Source organism: Pseudomonas sp. GW456-12-1-14-TSB6, from assembly GCF_059424205.1.
In genome coordinates, this window is sequence record NZ_JBWKZE010000008.1 from 64,019 (window position 1) to 79,840 (window position 15,822).

Annotated in this window: 15 protein-coding genes; 6 read left to right on the forward strand and 9 right to left on the reverse strand. The window is 61.9% G+C overall.

The genetic code is table 11. The features are described from left to right. The first annotated feature begins 12 nt into the window (after nt 1-12). Both AC07Y2_RS09610 and AC07Y2_RS09615 read left to right on the forward strand, forming a co-directional pair. Entirely contained in the window at nt 13-684 is a 672-nt protein-coding gene (locus AC07Y2_RS09610) for a heavy metal response regulator transcription factor (RefSeq protein ID WP_039767117.1), read from the forward strand. After that, complete coding sequence (locus AC07Y2_RS09615; RefSeq protein WP_103385973.1) at nt 681-2,087, forward strand: heavy metal sensor histidine kinase; 1,407 nt, start codon at nt 681-683, stop codon at nt 2,085-2,087. Before AC07Y2_RS09610 ends, AC07Y2_RS09615 begins: the two co-directional genes overlap by 4 nt. Nucleotides 2,088-2,174: 87 nt before the next feature. Here the strand turns inward: AC07Y2_RS09615 and AC07Y2_RS09620 are convergent, their stop codons facing one another. Beyond that, complete coding sequence (locus tag AC07Y2_RS09620; protein WP_103385972.1) at nt 2,175-2,795, reverse strand: cell wall hydrolase; 621 nt, start codon at nt 2,793-2,795, stop codon at nt 2,175-2,177. Nucleotides 2,796-2,994: 199 nt separating this feature from the next. On the opposite strand from AC07Y2_RS09620, the gene AC07Y2_RS09625 reads away from it, so the two are divergent. Next, entirely contained in the window at nt 2,995-3,846 is an 852-nt protein-coding gene (locus AC07Y2_RS09625; protein ID WP_039767125.1) for a CAP domain-containing protein, read from the forward strand. Between the two features lie 44 nt (nt 3,847-3,890). Here the strand turns inward: AC07Y2_RS09625 and AC07Y2_RS09630 are convergent, their stop codons facing one another. The 4 genes from AC07Y2_RS09630 to AC07Y2_RS09645 form a co-directional block, all read right to left on the reverse strand. Continuing rightward, nucleotides 3,891-4,046 (reverse strand): DUF2474 domain-containing protein, encoded by a 156-nt coding sequence (locus AC07Y2_RS09630; protein ID WP_102687029.1) that lies wholly within the window; start codon nt 4,044-4,046, stop codon nt 3,891-3,893. Then, complete coding sequence (gene cydB, locus AC07Y2_RS09635; RefSeq protein ID WP_074688759.1) at nt 4,033-5,049, reverse strand: cytochrome d ubiquinol oxidase subunit II; 1,017 nt, start codon at nt 5,047-5,049, stop codon at nt 4,033-4,035. Before cydB ends, AC07Y2_RS09630 begins: the two co-directional genes overlap by 14 nt. Nucleotides 5,050-5,066: 17 nt before the next feature. Beyond that, nucleotides 5,067-6,482, reverse strand: coding sequence for a cytochrome ubiquinol oxidase subunit I (locus AC07Y2_RS09640; protein ID WP_103386012.1), 1,416 nt, complete (start codon nt 6,480-6,482; stop codon nt 5,067-5,069). 109 nt (nt 6,483-6,591) lie between these two features. Then, nucleotides 6,592-8,916, reverse strand: a complete 2,325-nt coding sequence (locus AC07Y2_RS09645; RefSeq protein ID WP_103385971.1) for an FdhF/YdeP family oxidoreductase — start codon at nt 8,914-8,916, stop codon at nt 6,592-6,594. Nucleotides 8,917-9,272: 356 nt separating this feature from the next. On the opposite strand from AC07Y2_RS09645, the gene moaA reads away from it, so the two are divergent. Both moaA and AC07Y2_RS09655 read left to right on the forward strand, forming a co-directional pair. Next, nucleotides 9,273-10,271 (forward strand): GTP 3',8-cyclase MoaA, encoded by a 999-nt coding sequence (gene moaA, locus AC07Y2_RS09650; protein ID WP_039767130.1) that lies wholly within the window; start codon nt 9,273-9,275, stop codon nt 10,269-10,271. Nucleotides 10,272-10,300: 29 nt separating this feature from the next. Then, on the forward strand, nt 10,301-11,200 hold the full coding sequence (locus tag AC07Y2_RS09655; protein ID WP_103385970.1) for a bestrophin family protein: 900 nt from the start codon (nt 10,301-10,303) through the stop codon (nt 11,198-11,200). Between the two features lie 33 nt (nt 11,201-11,233). On the opposite strand, the gene AC07Y2_RS09660 is transcribed toward AC07Y2_RS09655, so the two are convergent. The 3 genes from AC07Y2_RS09660 to AC07Y2_RS09670 form a co-directional block, all read right to left on the reverse strand. Then, nucleotides 11,234-12,520 (reverse strand): ATP-binding protein, encoded by a 1,287-nt coding sequence (locus tag AC07Y2_RS09660; protein ID WP_074688763.1) that lies wholly within the window; start codon nt 12,518-12,520, stop codon nt 11,234-11,236. After that, entirely contained in the window at nt 12,521-13,228 is a 708-nt protein-coding gene (locus AC07Y2_RS09665) for a response regulator (protein WP_011334763.1), read from the reverse strand. A gap of 140 nt (nt 13,229-13,368) precedes the next feature. Beyond that, nucleotides 13,369-13,977 carry a MiaE family protein gene (locus AC07Y2_RS09670; protein ID WP_103385969.1) on the reverse strand — a complete coding sequence of 203 codons (609 nt, stop codon included), beginning with the start codon at nt 13,975-13,977 and terminating at the stop codon, nt 13,369-13,371. A 159-nt stretch (nt 13,978-14,136) separates the two neighbouring features. On the opposite strand from AC07Y2_RS09670, the gene AC07Y2_RS09675 reads away from it, so the two are divergent. Next, the gene (locus tag AC07Y2_RS09675; protein ID WP_007958823.1) at nt 14,137-15,000 is read left to right on the forward strand and encodes a universal stress protein; all 864 of its coding nucleotides are present in this window, start codon (nt 14,137-14,139) and stop codon (nt 14,998-15,000) included. A 42-nt stretch (nt 15,001-15,042) separates the two neighbouring features. Here AC07Y2_RS09675 and AC07Y2_RS09680 read toward each other — a convergent pair whose 3' ends face one another. Beyond that, nucleotides 15,043-15,513: a DUF1289 domain-containing protein gene (locus AC07Y2_RS09680; RefSeq protein ID WP_039767141.1), complete on the reverse strand. Its 471-nt coding sequence runs from the start codon at nt 15,511-15,513 to the stop codon at nt 15,043-15,045. Nucleotides 15,514-15,822: the final 309 nt, after the last annotated feature.

The window sequence follows — 15,822 nt, forward strand, 5'->3', positions numbered from 1 at the left end:
GGCGCAGTAGCCATGAATATCCTTGTTGTCGAAGACGAACCCAAGGCCGGCAATTATTTGCTCAACGGCTTGCAGGAACTGGGCTACAGCGTGAGCCTGGCCCGGGACGGCGCCGACGGCCTGCACCTGGCGCTGGAATTCGACTTCGATGTGATCGTGCTGGACGTGATGATGCCGAAAATGGATGGCTGGGAAGTCCTGCGCCGGCTGCGCAAGGAAACCGACACGCCGGTGCTGTTCCTCACCGCCCGCGATGACATCGCCGACCGGGTCAAAGGCCTGGAATTGGGCGCTGACGATTACCTGATCAAGCCGTTTTCCTTTGCCGAACTGGTGGCGCGCCTGCGCACCCTGACCCGGCGCGGGCCGATCCATGAAGAAGAGCAATTGCAGGTGGCCGATCTGCAGATCGACGTGCTCAAGCGCCGGGTCAGCCGCGCCGGCAACCGGATCACCCTGACCAACAAGGAATTCGCCCTGCTGCAACTGTTCGCCACCCACACCGGCCAGGTGCTGTCGCGCTCGCTGATCGCCTCGCGGGTGTGGGACATGAATTTCGACAGCGACACCAACGTGGTCGATGTCGCCGTACGCCGCCTGCGGGCGAAAATCGACGATCCGTTCCCGCTCAAGCTGATCCACAGCGTGCGCGGCATCGGCTACCGCTTCGATACCCAGCCATGAAAATCGCCGGCACTTACTCTCTGACCTTGCGTCTGGCGCTGGTCTTCGCCGTGCTCGCCTTCGCCGCGCTGGGAGGCCTGGGCGCGGCGCTGTACAACCAACTGGAAGCAGCTCTGATTCGCCGCGACGACATCCAGTTGGTCAGTCGCGTCGATCAGTTGCGCACCCTCCTCAACGACAGCAACACCCTGGAACTGATCAAGAACAAGCCGGCGCTGTTTCAGAACATGCTCGGCAACCGCGAAGCCTTGCTGACCATCGGCGCACCCGGCCAGCCGCCGTTGCTGGTGGTCAACCCCGGCAACCTCGCCACCCCGAACTTGCCCGCCGTACCGATCGATCACCCGATGGCCCTGAGCGATGTACAGCACTTGCCGAGCGTCGACGGTGTGCCGTTTTCGGCGGTGGCGGCGACCATCGACTCGGGCGATCTGGGCAACCTGCAGGTGCTCACCGGACGCCTGATGACCGAGCGCACGGCAATGCTCGCCAATTACCGGCTCAGCGTGTACGGCCTCGCTTCATTGGCCGCGATTGTGCTGGCGCTGGTCGGCTGCCTGCTGGTGTATCGCGGTTTGCTGCCATTGCGGCGGATTGCCCGGCATGCCCACGGGATCGGCATCGCCAACCTCGGCGAACGCCTCCACCGCCACGGCACGCCCCGGGAATTGCAACCGATGATCGAAGCTTTCAATGCGATGCTTGACCGGCTCGACCGAGGGGTTGCGCAACTGAGCCAGGTCTCCACCGACATGGCCCACGAACTGCGCACGCCGATCAACAACCTGCTTGGCGAAACCCAGGTCGCGTTGCAACAGAGCCGCAGCGTGGACGCCTATCAGCAGTTGCTCGCCTCCAACGTCGAAGAACTCGAGCGGCTGGCGCGGATGCTCGACAACATGCTGTTTCTTGCCCGCACCGACCCGGCCAGCGCACTGAGTCAGCGGCAGGAGCTGGACGCCGGCGATGAGATGCAGCGCATTGCCGATTACTTCGAAGGGCTGGCGGCGGACGTCGGCGTCACCATCGAGGCCAGTGGCAGCGGCGTGATCTGGGCCGAGCCGATGCTGCTGCGGCGGGCCCTGGCCAACCTGTGCGCCAACGCGATCAAGTACGGCGCGGCGGATTCGACGTTGCAGGTCGAAGCCATCGCTGAAGCGGACGGCAGCTACCTGCGGGTACGCAACCAGGGCGCGACGATTCCGGCGGAACATCTGTCGCGACTGTTCGAGCGTTTCTACCGCGTCGATCCGTCCCGCGAGCGCTCGGCCCAGTCCAACGGCTTGGGCCTGTCGATTGTCGCGACCATCATGCAGTTGCATCAGGGCCGCTACAGCGTCAGCAGCGCCGACGGGATCACCTGCTTTGAACTGTTCTTTCCGGCCCGACAACCCCGCGACTGATTTCGCCAAGTTCTCCCTGTGGGAGCGAACCTGCTCCCACAAGGAAAATGCAGTGCGACGGCGCCATTGTGTGCGCGAAGTCTGCGCCTAACGCGCATCCCCGCCAGCGGGCTTATAGAACAGGAATTTCCTGGTCTCGGCGGTTTTCCTGTACTCCTTCGCCCAGCTCGGATGAACGTTGCGATCGTGGAAATACAGCGCGCCGTGGGTGCGGTCGGTAAGCTGGCGGTTCAGCGCCTTGCCTGCGATTTCCTTGGCCAGCGCGTATTCGGCATCTTCCTTGACCTGATCCGGACGCCCGTCACACCACCACGAAAACTGGCAGCTCCTGCTTTCCGAGCCCTGCTTGACCACCGCGCAGACCGTGCCTGGAAAGCCGTCATGCCCCAAGCGATTCATCACCACACTGGCCACGCCTTCCATGTCGGCGGTGTCCTTGCCCTTGGCTTCCCAATAGATGCTGCGCGCCAGACAGGTGATCGGATCGTCCAGCGGCGCAGCACCGGCGGGGTCAACCGCCTGCGCTTCGGTCGGGGTGATGGCTTCGGATTTGGGTGCCGGGGGCGCGTCGGGCTTGTCGGCCGCTTTCTCTTCCAGTACTTCGGCTTTCGCTTCGGCCTTTTCCTTGATCGGCGCCTGATCGGTGGCCAGTGCCGTACCACTCAGCAGGGTCAACGCAAGACAGCAAAGCAACCCGTTCAATCCCATGATCATTCTTCCGGCAGGGCCCGCTGCGGGCAAAGTGTTACGTGGTTGAGACGCCCGGATCCCGGGCTCTTCGCGAAGTGTAGACGGCAATTTTCACAGCATCGTTCCGCAGAAAAATCCGTGCCATGAAGAAAAAGACATTGCACCAACCGGGGCCCTTTCGCGCATGATGTGCGCACTCAGCCCAAGGGAGATTTCCATGCGCTTCATGCCATCCGTTCTGCGACTCGCCGCGTTGTCCGTGGGCCTGGCGCTGGCCACTTCGGCCATGGCCACCGACGAGTCGCAATTGATCGAATCGATCAACAGCTACCGCAGCCAGCCGCAGCGTTGTGGCAGCCAGGCGTCCAGCGAATTGCCGCCGCTGTCGGCCGATCCGCGCCTGATTCTGCCGGCCACCGGCGTGGTGGATTTGCAGCAGGCGATGTCTAGCGCTCGCTACCCGATGGTCAACGTGCAGGCGATCACCCTGAACGGACCACGGGACGCGGCGTCGGCGATGAAGGCGATTCAGGAAAGCTTCTGTCAGGTGGTGCTGGATCCGCAGTTCGTCGATATCGGCGTCAGTCGCGCCGACCGTGACTGGCGCATCACTCTGGCCCGACCGCTGCTGTCCGCCCGCCTCGGCGACGGTCAGGCGGAAGGCCAGAAACTCCTCGAACAACTCAATGCCGCCCGCGCCCAACCGCGCCAGTGCGGCAGTCAGGCCTTCGCAGCAACTGCGCCGCTGGCGTGGAACGCAGTGCTCGGCGGCGTTGCCCAGGAACACAGCCGCGAGATGGCCAACAACAATTATTTCGACCACAAGGACCGCAACGGCGGCACTCCCGGCGACCGCGCGGAACTGGCCGGCTACAGCGGCCAGCAGGTCGGCGAGAACATCGCCGCCGGGCAGGACACGGTGCAGAAGGTCGTCGCCGGCTGGCTCGCCAGCCCCGGTCATTGCGCCAACCTGATGAACCCGCAGTACCGCGAACTGGGCGCTGCTTACGCAGTCGATCCGAAGAGCAGCGCCGGGATTTACTGGACGGCGATGTTTGGCGGGGAGTAAATCCCGCGCAATAAAAACCGGAGCCCGGCTCCGGTTTTTTGTGGTCAATGGGTTCTCATCCCCGCCGCATACATCGCCAGTTTCAGCAGGCTCGCCACCACCGCCAGCGAGACCACGCTGCCCAACCAGATCAGCAGCAGCCAGCCCAGACGCTTGTACCAGGGGCTGGATTTCACCTCACGCGAATCAATGGTAGCCATCGCCAATCCTCACTTTGCCGCGGAACACGTAGTAGCTCCAGAAGGTGTACATCAGAATCACCGGCAGGATGAACAGCGCGCCGATCAGGGCGAACAGCTGGCTGGTGGCCGGTGAAGCCGCCGCCCACAGGCTGACCGACGGCGGGATGATGTTCGGCCAGATGCTCAGTGCCAGACCGATGTAACCGAGGAACATCAGCACCAGGGTGAACACGAACGGCCAGTGGGTGTGGCGCTGACGCAGCGAACGCAACAGCCCGAACAACGCCAGCACCGCCAACAGCACCAGCCCGGCGAACACGGTCAGGTGCGCATGGTTGAACCAGCGGCTGGCCAGTTCCGGGTGCAGTTGCAACGTCCACACGCCGATCACCACCACCATCGCCAGCAACAGCCACGCCAGTGGACGGCTGTAGTGACGCATCCGCGATTCGAGCATGCCTTCGGTCTTGACCAGCAACCAGGTGCTGCCGAGCAAGGCGTAGGCGATCACCAGACCGACGCCGCAGACCAGCGGGAACGGCGCCAGCCAGTCGAGACCGCCACCGGCGAACTGCCGATCCACCACCGGAATCCCCGCCACATACGCGCCGATCACCACGCCCTGGGAGAACGTCGCCAGCAGCGAACCGCCAATGAACGCCCAGTCCCACAGATGGCGTTTTTCAGCCGGCGCCTTGAAGCGAAACTCGAACGCCACACCGCGGAAAATCAACCCCGCGAGCATGAAGATCAACGGCAGATACAGCGCCTCGAGAATCACCCCGTAAGCCAGCGGAAACGCGCCGTACAACGCCGCCCCGCCGAGCACCAGCCAGGTTTCGTTGCCGTCCCACACCGGTGCGACGGTGTTCATCATCACGTCGCGTTCCTGCTCGTCGCTGATCATCGGGAACAGGATCCCGAGGCCCAGATCGAAGCCGTCCATGATCACGTACATCATCACCCCGAAGGCAATGATCACGCCCCAGATCAACGAGAGATCGATACCTTGAATACCCATGACTCAATGCTCCTTTTTCAGTGGACCCGGGTCGCGGATTCGAGGTTGTCGGTGACCGCCGAAAGTGGCCGGCGCGGGGTCTGCACCTGAGTGCCTTCGGGCGGATGTTCGTGGTGCGGCTGCGGGCCCTTGCTCACCAGTTTCATCATGTAGCCGATGCCCACGGTGAACACCGTGCAGTAGATGACGACGAACAGCGCCAGCGAGGTGCTCATCTGCGCCACCGAGTGATGGGACGCGGCGTCATGGGTGCGCATCAGGCCGTACACCACCCACGGCTGACGCCCGACTTCGGTGGTGATCCACCCCGCCAGCAGCGCAATCAGTCCGCTCGGCCCCATCAGCAGCACCAGCCGCTGGAAGCCGCGATGCCGGTAGATCTTGCCGTTGCGCCGCAACGCCAGGCCCAGCACACCGACCAGAATCATCAACATCCCCAGCCCGGCCATCACGCGGAAGCTCCAGAAAATCACGGTCGAATTCGGCCGGTCTTCTTTCGGGAAGCTCTTGAGCGCCGGAATCTGCTTGTCGAGGCTGTGGGTGAGGATCAGGCTGCCGAGGTACGGAATCTCGATCGCGTATTTGGTCTTCTCCGCCTGCATGTCCGGGATGCCGAACAGCACCAGCGGGGTCGGCCCGTTGTCGGGGTTTTCCCAGTGACCTTCGATGGCGGCGATTTTCGCCGGTTGGTGTTCCAGGGTGTTCAAGCCATGGGCGTCACCGACCACCGCTTGAATCGGTGCCACGATCAGCGCCATCCACAGCGCCATGGAAAACATCTTGCGCACCGGTTTGCTGTCGTTGCCGCGCAGCAAATGCCAGGCCGCCGAAGCGCCGACAAAGAACGCCGTGGCGACGAACGCGGCAATCGCCATGTGCGCCAGACGGAACGGGAGCGACGGGTTGAACACGATCGCCAGCCAGTCAACCGGCATCACCCGGCCGTCAACGATCTCGAAGCCCTGCGGGGTCTGCATCCAGCTGTTGGAGGCGAGAATCCAGAAGGTCGAGATCAGCGTGCCGATGGCGACCATCACCGTGGCGAAGAAGTGCAAGCCACGGCCGACACGGTTCCAGCCGAACAGCATCACCCCGAGGAACCCGGCCTCGAGGAAGAACGCGGTCAGCACTTCATAGGTCAGCAACGGCCCGGTGACGCTGCCGGCGAAGTCGGAAAACCCGCTCCAGTTGGTGCCGAACTGGTACGCCATGACCAGCCCCGACACCACGCCCATGCCGAAGTTGACGGCGAAGATCTTCGACCAGAAGTGGTAAAGATCGCGGTAAGTGTCGTTACCGGTTTTCAGCCACAGGCCCTCGAGTACCGCCAGGAAACTCGCGAGACCAATGGTGATCGCCGGGAAAATGATGTGGAACGAAACCGTGAACGCGAATTGAATTCGCGCCAGGTCCAGTGCCTCCAGGTTGAACATGATGATGTCCTCATCCAGGCTGAAAAGCGGCAGCACACGGCCGGGCCACCGCCAGGCGCTAACGCCTGCAGCCAGTCAAAATGCAAAAGGGTTGGATCGCGTGGGTCGGTCAGGCCACCGACGACGGGATCAGGTTGCTCGCCTCGGCCGCTTCGAGGCGGATCGCCACGAATTTGGAGGTCGGCGTGTAGGTGCGGTCACCGTAACTTTCCAGCGGCACCAGCGGATTGGTTTCCGGGTAGTACGCGGCAGCCTGCCCGGCGGGAATGTCGTAGGCGATCAGGGTGAAACCGCTGACCCGACGCTCACGCTCGTCGCCCCACAGCGCCACCAGATCGACCTTTTGCCCCGGTTCGAAACCGAGCCGGCGGATGTCCTGTTCGTTGGCGAACACCACGTCGCGCATCCCGTATACACCGCGATAACGGTCGTCGAGGCCGTACAGCGTGGTGTTGTACTGATCGTGGGAACGCATGGTTTGCAGGATCAGGTGCGGTTTGACCGGCAGGTTGCGCACGCCTTCGCTGATCAGATGTTCCGGCAGCACACACGTGGTGAACTGGGCCTTGCCGGATTCGGTGTTCCAGACCCGGTCTGAGGCGTTGTTGCCGAGGTGGAAACCACCGGGGATCAGCAGCTTCTCGTTGAAATTCTCGAAGCCCGGAATCACGTCGGCGATCAGGTTGCGGATGCGCCCGTAGTCGCCCACCGCCCATTCCCAATCGATCGGGTGTTTGCCCAATGTGGCGGCAGCGATCCCGGCAATGATCGCCGGCTCGGATTTCAGGTGCGCCGACTTCGGCTTCAGTTGGCCGAACGACAAGTGCACCATGCTGAAGGTGTCTTCCACAGTCACGCCTTGCGGACCTTCGGCCTGGACGTCAATGTCGGTACGACCGAGGCACGGCAGGATCAACGCATCACGCCCGGTCACCAGATGGCTGCGGTTGAGCTTGGTCGAGATGTGCACGGTGAGGTCCAGTTTGCGCATCGCGGCGTGGGTGCGCGGAGTGTCCGGCGTGGCTTGAGCGAAGTTGCCGCCGAGCCCGATAAACACCTTGGCTTCGCCACGTTCCATGGCACCAATCGCCATGACCGTGTTGTGGCCGTGCATCCGCGGCACCTTGAAGTTGAAGCGTTTTTCCAGGGCGTCCATCAGCTCGGTCGGGGCTAGTTCGTTGATGCCCATGGTGCGGTCGCCCTGCACGTTACTGTGGCCGCGCACCGGCGACAGCCCGGCGCCCGGACGGCCAACGTTGCCGCGCAACAGTTGCAGGTTGATGACTTCCTGCAGAGTCGGCACCGAGTGTACGTGCTGGGTCAGGCCCATGGCCCAGCACATGATCACGCTCTTGGCGCGGGCGTACATGCGCGCGGCCAGTTCGATGTCATGCAGCGGCACGCCGGACTGCTCGACGATGTGCTCCCAGCTCGTGGCATCGACTTCGGCCAGGTAGCTGTCGAGACCCGACGTGTGCTCGGCAATGAAGGCGTGATCGAACACCGGTTCGCCGCCAGTGGCCTGGGCTTCGCGCTCCCACTCCAGCAGGAATTTGGCCATGCCGCGAATCATCGCCATGTCGCCGCCCAGTGCCGGGCGGAAGTACGCGGTGTTGGTCGCTTCCCAGCCGTTGCTGAGCATCTCGATCGGGTTCTGCGGATTCTGGAAACGCTCCAGCCCACGCTCCTTGAGCGGGTTGATGCACACCACCTGCGCGCCGCGTTTCACCGCTTCGCGCAGCGGTTCGAGCATGCGCGGGTGGTTGGTGCCGGGGTTCTGGCCGATCACGAAAATCGCATCGGCGTGGTGCAGGTCTTCATAGACCACCGTGCCTTTGCCGACGCCCAGGCTCTCGCCCATGCTGACGGCGCTGGCTTCGTGGCACATGTTCGAGCAATCCGGGAAATTGTTGGTGCCGTAGGCGCGGACGAACAACTGATAGAGAAACGCCGCTTCGTTGCTGGCGCGACCCGAGGTGTAGAACTCGGCCTCGTGGGGCGATTTCAGGCCTTTGAGGTGCTTGGCGATCAGCGCAAAGGCGTCGTCCCAGGTGGTTTCGACATAGCGGTCGACCCGCGCGTCGTAGCGCATTGGATGGGTGATCCGGCCCTGATACTCAAGCCAGTAATCGCTTTGCTCGGCCAGGCTCGAGACTGTGTACTTGTTGAAGAACGCCGGATCGACCAGGCGGCCCGTGGCTTCCCAGTTCACCGCTTTGGCGCCGTTCTCGCAGAACTTCAACATGCTCGCGCCGGGTGCTTCACCCCAGGCGCAACCGGGGCAGTCGAAGCCGCCGTTCTGGTTGGTCTTGAGCATGGCGCGGATGTTTTTCAGGGCGTTTTCACTGCCCAGCCAGTTCTTGGTGAGGCTGATGACAGCGCCCCAACCCGCAGCGGCGCCCTTGTAGGGTTTGTAACGGTCGACTTGTGACATGGGACTTCTCCATGACGATGCACACAGGCAAAAACCTGATCGGATTTAAACAGCGACGACTGACTTTCAGGTTAAAAAGCGGTCGTTTCGTTTGACGGGGCCAAGGATAGGAACCGCTGCAAAAACTTGTCTAATCGCTATTAATGACTGCGTTATCGAAAGCATCTATCACCGACTTAATCCCTTTAAATCCGGGCACTTGCAAAACCAGGAAGGGAAAAATGACGAATAAATTTTTCATCATCGACAGCATCAATCGGCCGGTAATCAAGAGTGATTGGACGCTGTTCGAAGTTGCTCATAACCTGCGCCGACCCAATCCCTTCAATAGCGGATTTCACCCAAGCGAGGCTGTCATGTCAGAGCGCGTCTTGATCGATGGTTACAACCGCCGCGTCGACTACCTGCGCATGTCGGTCACCGACCGCTGCGACTTCCGCTGCGTGTATTGCATGGCCGAAGACATGCAGTTTTTGCCGCGCCAACGGGTGCTGACGCTGGAGGAGATCTATCAACTGGCGCAGAGCTTCGTTGCACTGGGCACCCGCAAGATCCGCCTGACCGGCGGCGAGCCGCTGATTCGCCCCGGCGTCGTCGGCTTGTGCAAGCAGATCGCCGCCCTGCCCGGCCTGCGCGAACTGTGCCTGACCACCAACGGCTCGCAACTCGGCAAACTCGCCAGCCCGCTGTTCGACGCCGGGGTCAAACGCCTCAACGTCAGCCTCGACAGCCTTGATGCCGAGCGCTTCAAGCAGATGACCCGCACCGGCGACCTGGGCCAGGTGATCGACGGCATCGACGCCGCGCGCGCCGCCGGATTTACCCGCACTAAACTCAACTGCGTGGTGATGCAGGGCCGCAACGATCACGAGATCAATGATCTGGTGCAGTTCGCCATCGAGCGGGATCTGGATATTTCCTTCATCGAGGAAATGCCGCTGGGGATCATCAGCGAACACAGCCGCGCCGAGTCGTTCTTTTCCAGCACTCAGGTGCGCGAAAAAATCGCCGAGCGCTACACCCTGATCGACTCCGCCGAATCGACCCAGGGCCCGTCGCGTTACTGGCGGCTGGCCGAAGCCCCGCACATCCGGCTGGGGTTTATTTCGCCCCACAGCCACAACTTCTGCGGCACCTGCAACCGGGTGCGGCTGACGGTCGAGGGGCGTTTGCTACTGTGTCTGGGGAACGAGCATTCGGTGGATCTGAAAGCGGTGCTGCGGGCTCATCCGGGCCAACCGGAACGGCTCGAGAAAGCCATCATCGAAGCGATGAAACTCAAGCCTTACCGGCACAACTTTGAAGTGAACGACGACGTGCAAGTGGTGCGTTTCATGAACATGACCGGCGGCTGATCCGCCACGTTTGCAAGGCAGAGAGCCGCATGATTATCCGACCCAAGGTCAATCAATTCGCCATTCTCTTCACCCTCAAGGGCTCGATTGCCAAGCGCATCGCCCTGCGCGCCCTGATGGTGACGCTGCTGGCGTCGGCCATCGTGCTGGTGGAAATGCTCCACCCGAGCAACTTCACCAAGGTCAACGCCACACCGTTCACCCTGCTCGGCCTGTCGCTGTCGATCTTCATGAATTTTCGCAACAACGCCTGTTACGACCGCTGGTACGAAGCGCGCAAGGCCTGGGGCGAAGTGATCGTGCATGTGCGCTCGGTGATCCGCGAGACCCATGTGATTCGCGAATCGGCCCAGCGCCATCTGTTGCTGCTCAACCTCGCAGGTTTTGCCCACGCGCTGAATGCGCGGTTGCGCCGGGAAGACGAAGCCGCCGCCAGCGCCGAGTGGATCACCCCGCAGCACGATGCGCAGGTGCCGGATTACAGCGGGCGCATCCTGCAGACGGTGGGTCAGCAATGCTCCGATCTGCACGAATCAGGCGTTCTCAGCGAATGGCGCTACATGCTGCTGGCCAATCACCTGACCAGCCTGACCCAAGCACAGGCCGTGTGCGAGCGGATCAAGAACACGCCGCTGCCCTTCCCGTACACCTTGCTGCTGCACCGCACGATTTATCTGTTTTGCATCCTGCTGCCGTTCGCCATGGCCGAACCGCTGGGCTGGCTGACGCCGCTGTTCACGGCGATTGTCAGCTACACCTTCTTCGGGCTGGATGCGATTGCCGATGAGCTGGAAGACCCGTTCGGCCGGGATGAAAACGATTTGCCGACCGATGCGCTGGTGCGCAGCATCGAGCGGGATATTCTCTCGGAGCTGGGAACGGAACCGTTGCCGCCAGCGCTGAAACCGGTGGACTACGTCCTCAGTTAATCGACTGCCTCCATTTCCGGGAAGGGAGAGTCATTAATCCAGATGCGCCCAGGTCATGCGGAACGACGCCCCGCCCCATGATGAATCGCCGACCTCGACCTGCCCGCCATGGGATTGCGACACCCGCCGCACCAGCGCCAGGCCGAGGCCGAAGCCGCCCGTGCGGCGGTCGCGGCTGGCGTCCAGACGCGAGAACGGTTCGAAGATTTTCTCCCGTCCATCCAGCGGCACGCCCGGGCCGTCATCGTTGACCTGCACTTCGTATTGATCGCCGATGCGCACCAGCGACACCTCGACACGCTGCTCGGCATAGCGAATGGCATTGCGCAGCAGATTGATCACCGCCCGCGCCATGAACCGCGGTTCGATCCGTACTTCATCGACCCGGCAATCAACGATCAATAGCTGCACCCCGGCGGCCTCGGCCTCCAGCGCCACGCTGCCGACCACGCTGTCGAGCCAGTTGGCGGCCTGAATGTTTTCGCGGGTGATCACGGTCGCGCCCCGTTCGAGGCTGGCGTAGGTCAGCAGTTCGGAGACCATTTCCTCCAGCTCGCCGAGGTCGGCGTACATGTCGGCGATCAGTTCGCGGTTCTGGCTGGCGTCCGGTTGCTGCTTGAGTTGATCGAGCTCGAACGACAACCGGGCAATCGGCGTGCGCAGTTCGTGGGAGACGGCGTTGGTCAGTTCGCGCTGATTGGCGATCAGGCCTTCGATGCGCGCCGCCATCAGGTTGAAGTGGCCGGCGAGGTCGCGGATGTTCGAGCGTTTGGACAGCTGGATCCGCACCGAGAGGTCGTTGTCGCCGAAGCGCTCGGCGGCCAGGCGCAGTTTTTCCAGATCGCGCCAGTGCGGGCGAACCCAGAAGTACAAAACGATGCCGAGCAGCACCGCCAACATCATATAGGCCCCGGCAATGTAGAACGGCATCAGGCTCGGCTCGGGCGGCAGCTTGATACTGAGCAACTGCGAACCACCGTCGATGTTGCTGATGAACTGGGTGTAGTCATCGCGGATCACCAACACATCCTGGGCCAGTTCGGCTTTTTCCTGATCGCTGAGGTTCAATTGGTCAGCCTCGACCAGGCTCAACGTCAGCCCGTAGTGCGGCCGTAACGCCTCCAGTTGCGCCTCGCGCGCCGCGCCCTGCTGGTCGCGCATGTGTTCGACCAGCGACCAGGCCTGACCGCGCACCGCTTCACGGTTGTAGGCCTGCATCTGGTTGTCGAGCAACGCGTTGAAGGTGTGCTCGACGGTTTGCAGCGCCGCCACCAGCCCGACGGTCATCACCAGAAACAGCCCGAGAAATAACCGCAGCATCTACAACTCCCACGCGAACGGATTGAACAGGTACCCCTTGCCCCACACGGTCTTGATGCACACCGGCTCGCGAGGGTTGTCCTTGAGTTTGTTGCGCAACTTGCTGATGTAAACGTCGACGCTGCGGTTGAGGCCATCGAAGGCGATGCCGCGCATGCGGTTGAGAATGTCATCGCGCGACAGGATCTTGCCGGCGGCGCTGGCCAGCAGCCACAGCAGTTCGAATTCCATGGTGGTCAGCTCGATCAGCTCGCCCGCCAGACGCACTTCGCGGCAACTGCGGTCGATGATCAGGTTGCCGAACTCCAGTGAACTGACCACGCCGCTGTCCGGCACCTGCCGGCGTTGCAGAGCCCGCAGGCGTGCGAGCAGAACCGGCGGTTTGATCGGTTTGATCACGTAATCGTCGGCGCCGGACTCCAGGCCCAGAATATGGTCGAGGTCATCTTCCTTGGCGGTCAGGATGACAATCGGTGTGTCCGACACGCTGCGGATTTCCCGGCACACGTGCAGGCCGCTCTGCCCCGGCAGCATCAGGTCGAGCACCACCACTTTGGGCTTGAATTCGAGAAACGCGGCCACGGCCAGATCGCCGCGATGCACCGTGCGTACCTCGTAGCCGTGTTGTTCGAGAAAGTGGGCGATCAGCGCGGCCAGCCGCTCATCGTCTTCCACCAGCAGGACTCTGCCAAAACCCAGGTTATCCATAACAACCGCCGCCAACCGCTTTGTGAAGTGGGCGCCATTATGGCGGCATTCGCGGGCGAGTCGTTTATCGCAGGCAGCAAAAACCGGCCTCTGGGGCCGGTTTTCGTTGATGTTTCATACTCTTAAGAGTTTTTAACAATTCATGCCGCGACAGGTACGCCGCTGTGGAAACGGAATTCCTCGTCCGGCGATTCGATCAGGTCCCGCTCGGCGGCGCGGACTCTCTCGATCACTTGGGCGATGTCCTTGGCGTCGCCGTACTGATAGGCCAGTTTCAGGTAACCCTGAAAATGCCGGGCCTCGCTTTTCAGCAGGCCGAAGTAGAACTTGCCGAGTTCTTCGTCCAGGTGCGGCACCAGCGCTTCGAACCGCTCGCAACTGCGCGCTTCGATAAAGGCGCCGACCACCAGGGTGTCGACCAGTTTCACCGGTTCATGGCTGCGCACCACTTTGCGCAGGCTCGAGGCATAACGGCCGGCATGCAGCTGGCGCAGTTCGATCTTGCGTCGCTTCATAATGCGCATCACCTGCTCGTGGTGCACCAGCTCTTCCCGGGCCAGACGCGACATCATGTTGATCAGATCGACATGGGAATGGTACTTGGCGATCAGGCTCAAGGCGGTGCTGGCGGCCTTGAACTCGCAGTTCTTGTGGTCGATCAGCAGGGTTTCCTGATCGGCCAGCGCGGCTTCAACCCAGGCGTCAGGCGTGCGGCAACCAAGGAAGTCGTGGATTTCGGGAAGGATCATGGGGCTCACGGTCAAAAGGTGTTCGAGCGAAGGGCGCCGATTATACCGGCCTGCCCGTAGACCACCAGCGGCCGGCGTTGATATGCATCAAGTCGCAGGCACGGCAGCAGCAACTATAGTTGTGCAACGCCGTGCCTTTTCATTGCTGGAGACTCCGCTATGCAAGCCATTCGCAGCATTCTGGTGGTTATCGAACCCGAACACGCGGAAAGCCTGGCGCTCAAGCGCGCCAAGCTGATCGCCGGGGTGACCCAGGCCCATCTGCACCTGCTGGTCTGCGACAAGAAGCACGATCACGCCGGCATGCTCAGCGTGCTCAAGGCCGCGCTGCTGGCGGACGGCTACAGCGTCACCACCGAACAGGCGTGGAACGAGAGCCTGCACGAAACCATCATCGACGTGCAGCAGGCCGAAGGTTGCGGGCTGGTGATCAAACAGCATTTCCCCGACAGCTCGCTGAAGAAGGCCCTGCTGACCCCGGCGGACTGGAAACTGCTGCGCCATTGCCCTACTCCCGTGCTGCTGGTGAAAACCGCCGGTTCGTGGAAGGACAAGGTGATTCTTGCGGCGGTCGACGTGGGCAATGCCGACGGCGAACACCGTCATCTGCACACCACGATCATCGACCACGGCTTCGACATCGCCAGCCTGGCCAAGGGGCATCTGCACGTGATCACCGCCCATCCGTCGCCGATGCTGTCGGCGGCCGACCCGACGTTCCAGCTCAAGGAAACCATCGAGGCGCGCTATCGCGAGCAATGCCGGGCGTTTCAGGCTGAATTCGACATCGATGACGCTCACCTGCACGTCGAGGAAGGCCCGGCCGATGTGCTGATTCCGTTCATGGCGCACAAGCTGCAGGCGGCGGTGACGGTGATCGGCACCGTGGCGCGCAGCGGGGTATCCGGTGCGTTAATTGGCAATACCGCCGAACAGGTGCTGGATCAGCTGGAAAGCGACGTGCTGGTGCTCAAGCCTCAGGAGGTTGAAGACCATCTGGTGGAGTTGGCGGTCAAGCATTGACCTTTGCGGCCAGGGAGCAATCTCCCTGGCCGCAAGCCAACCTCAGTCGCCGAGCGCATCCTTAAGAAAACCGGGCGCGATGTAGCGCTGATAGTGCGCTTCCGACAGCAGGAAAAATTCCCGATCAATGGCATCGCGCAGTTCCGGCAGGTTCCAGTCGCGAAACTCCGGCAGCAGCACCATGCCGTAGGCTTCCAGATTAATGATCACCCGCGCGCCCCGGGCGATCAGCTGATACGCCCAGCAATATTCCGACTGATGCGGCACGAAGCGGATCTTGCGCTGTTCCAGCTGCAGACGCAGGCGCGCCGGATCGAAGACCTCGACCTTGCTCGCCATCACTTGTGACAGCAATTGCTCAAGACGCAGCCAGACCGCGCGCTTTTCCTCCTCGTTGTAACCGTTCCAATGGATCACTTCGTGGTGGAAACGCTTGCAGCCACGGCACACCAGATCACCGTAAACGGTGGAGCAGAGGCCGACGCAGGGGGTCTTGATGGTCTGATTGGGCATAGAGTGGGCAAAACACTTGAAACGCGGAACAGGTCGGCATGTTAGCCCTTTGTCCGCCATTCATCACCCCTCAAACGTCAGGGGCAAGCGCCGGATCAGGGTTTGCCCCAACCGTGCACAACGCAACCAAAGTCCAATAGAGCGCGACTTACCTTTAAATTTTTTTTGCCGTAGAATCAGCCAGCCTTTTTAGGCGCCAATGTCCGTTAGAAGCTGTTTTCAAAGCGTCACGAGCACAGTCGTTCCTTCAGAGCGGTGTTGGCGGAAGGTTTTTCCAGCGGGGAAAAACCATACGCCAACCCTCATCAG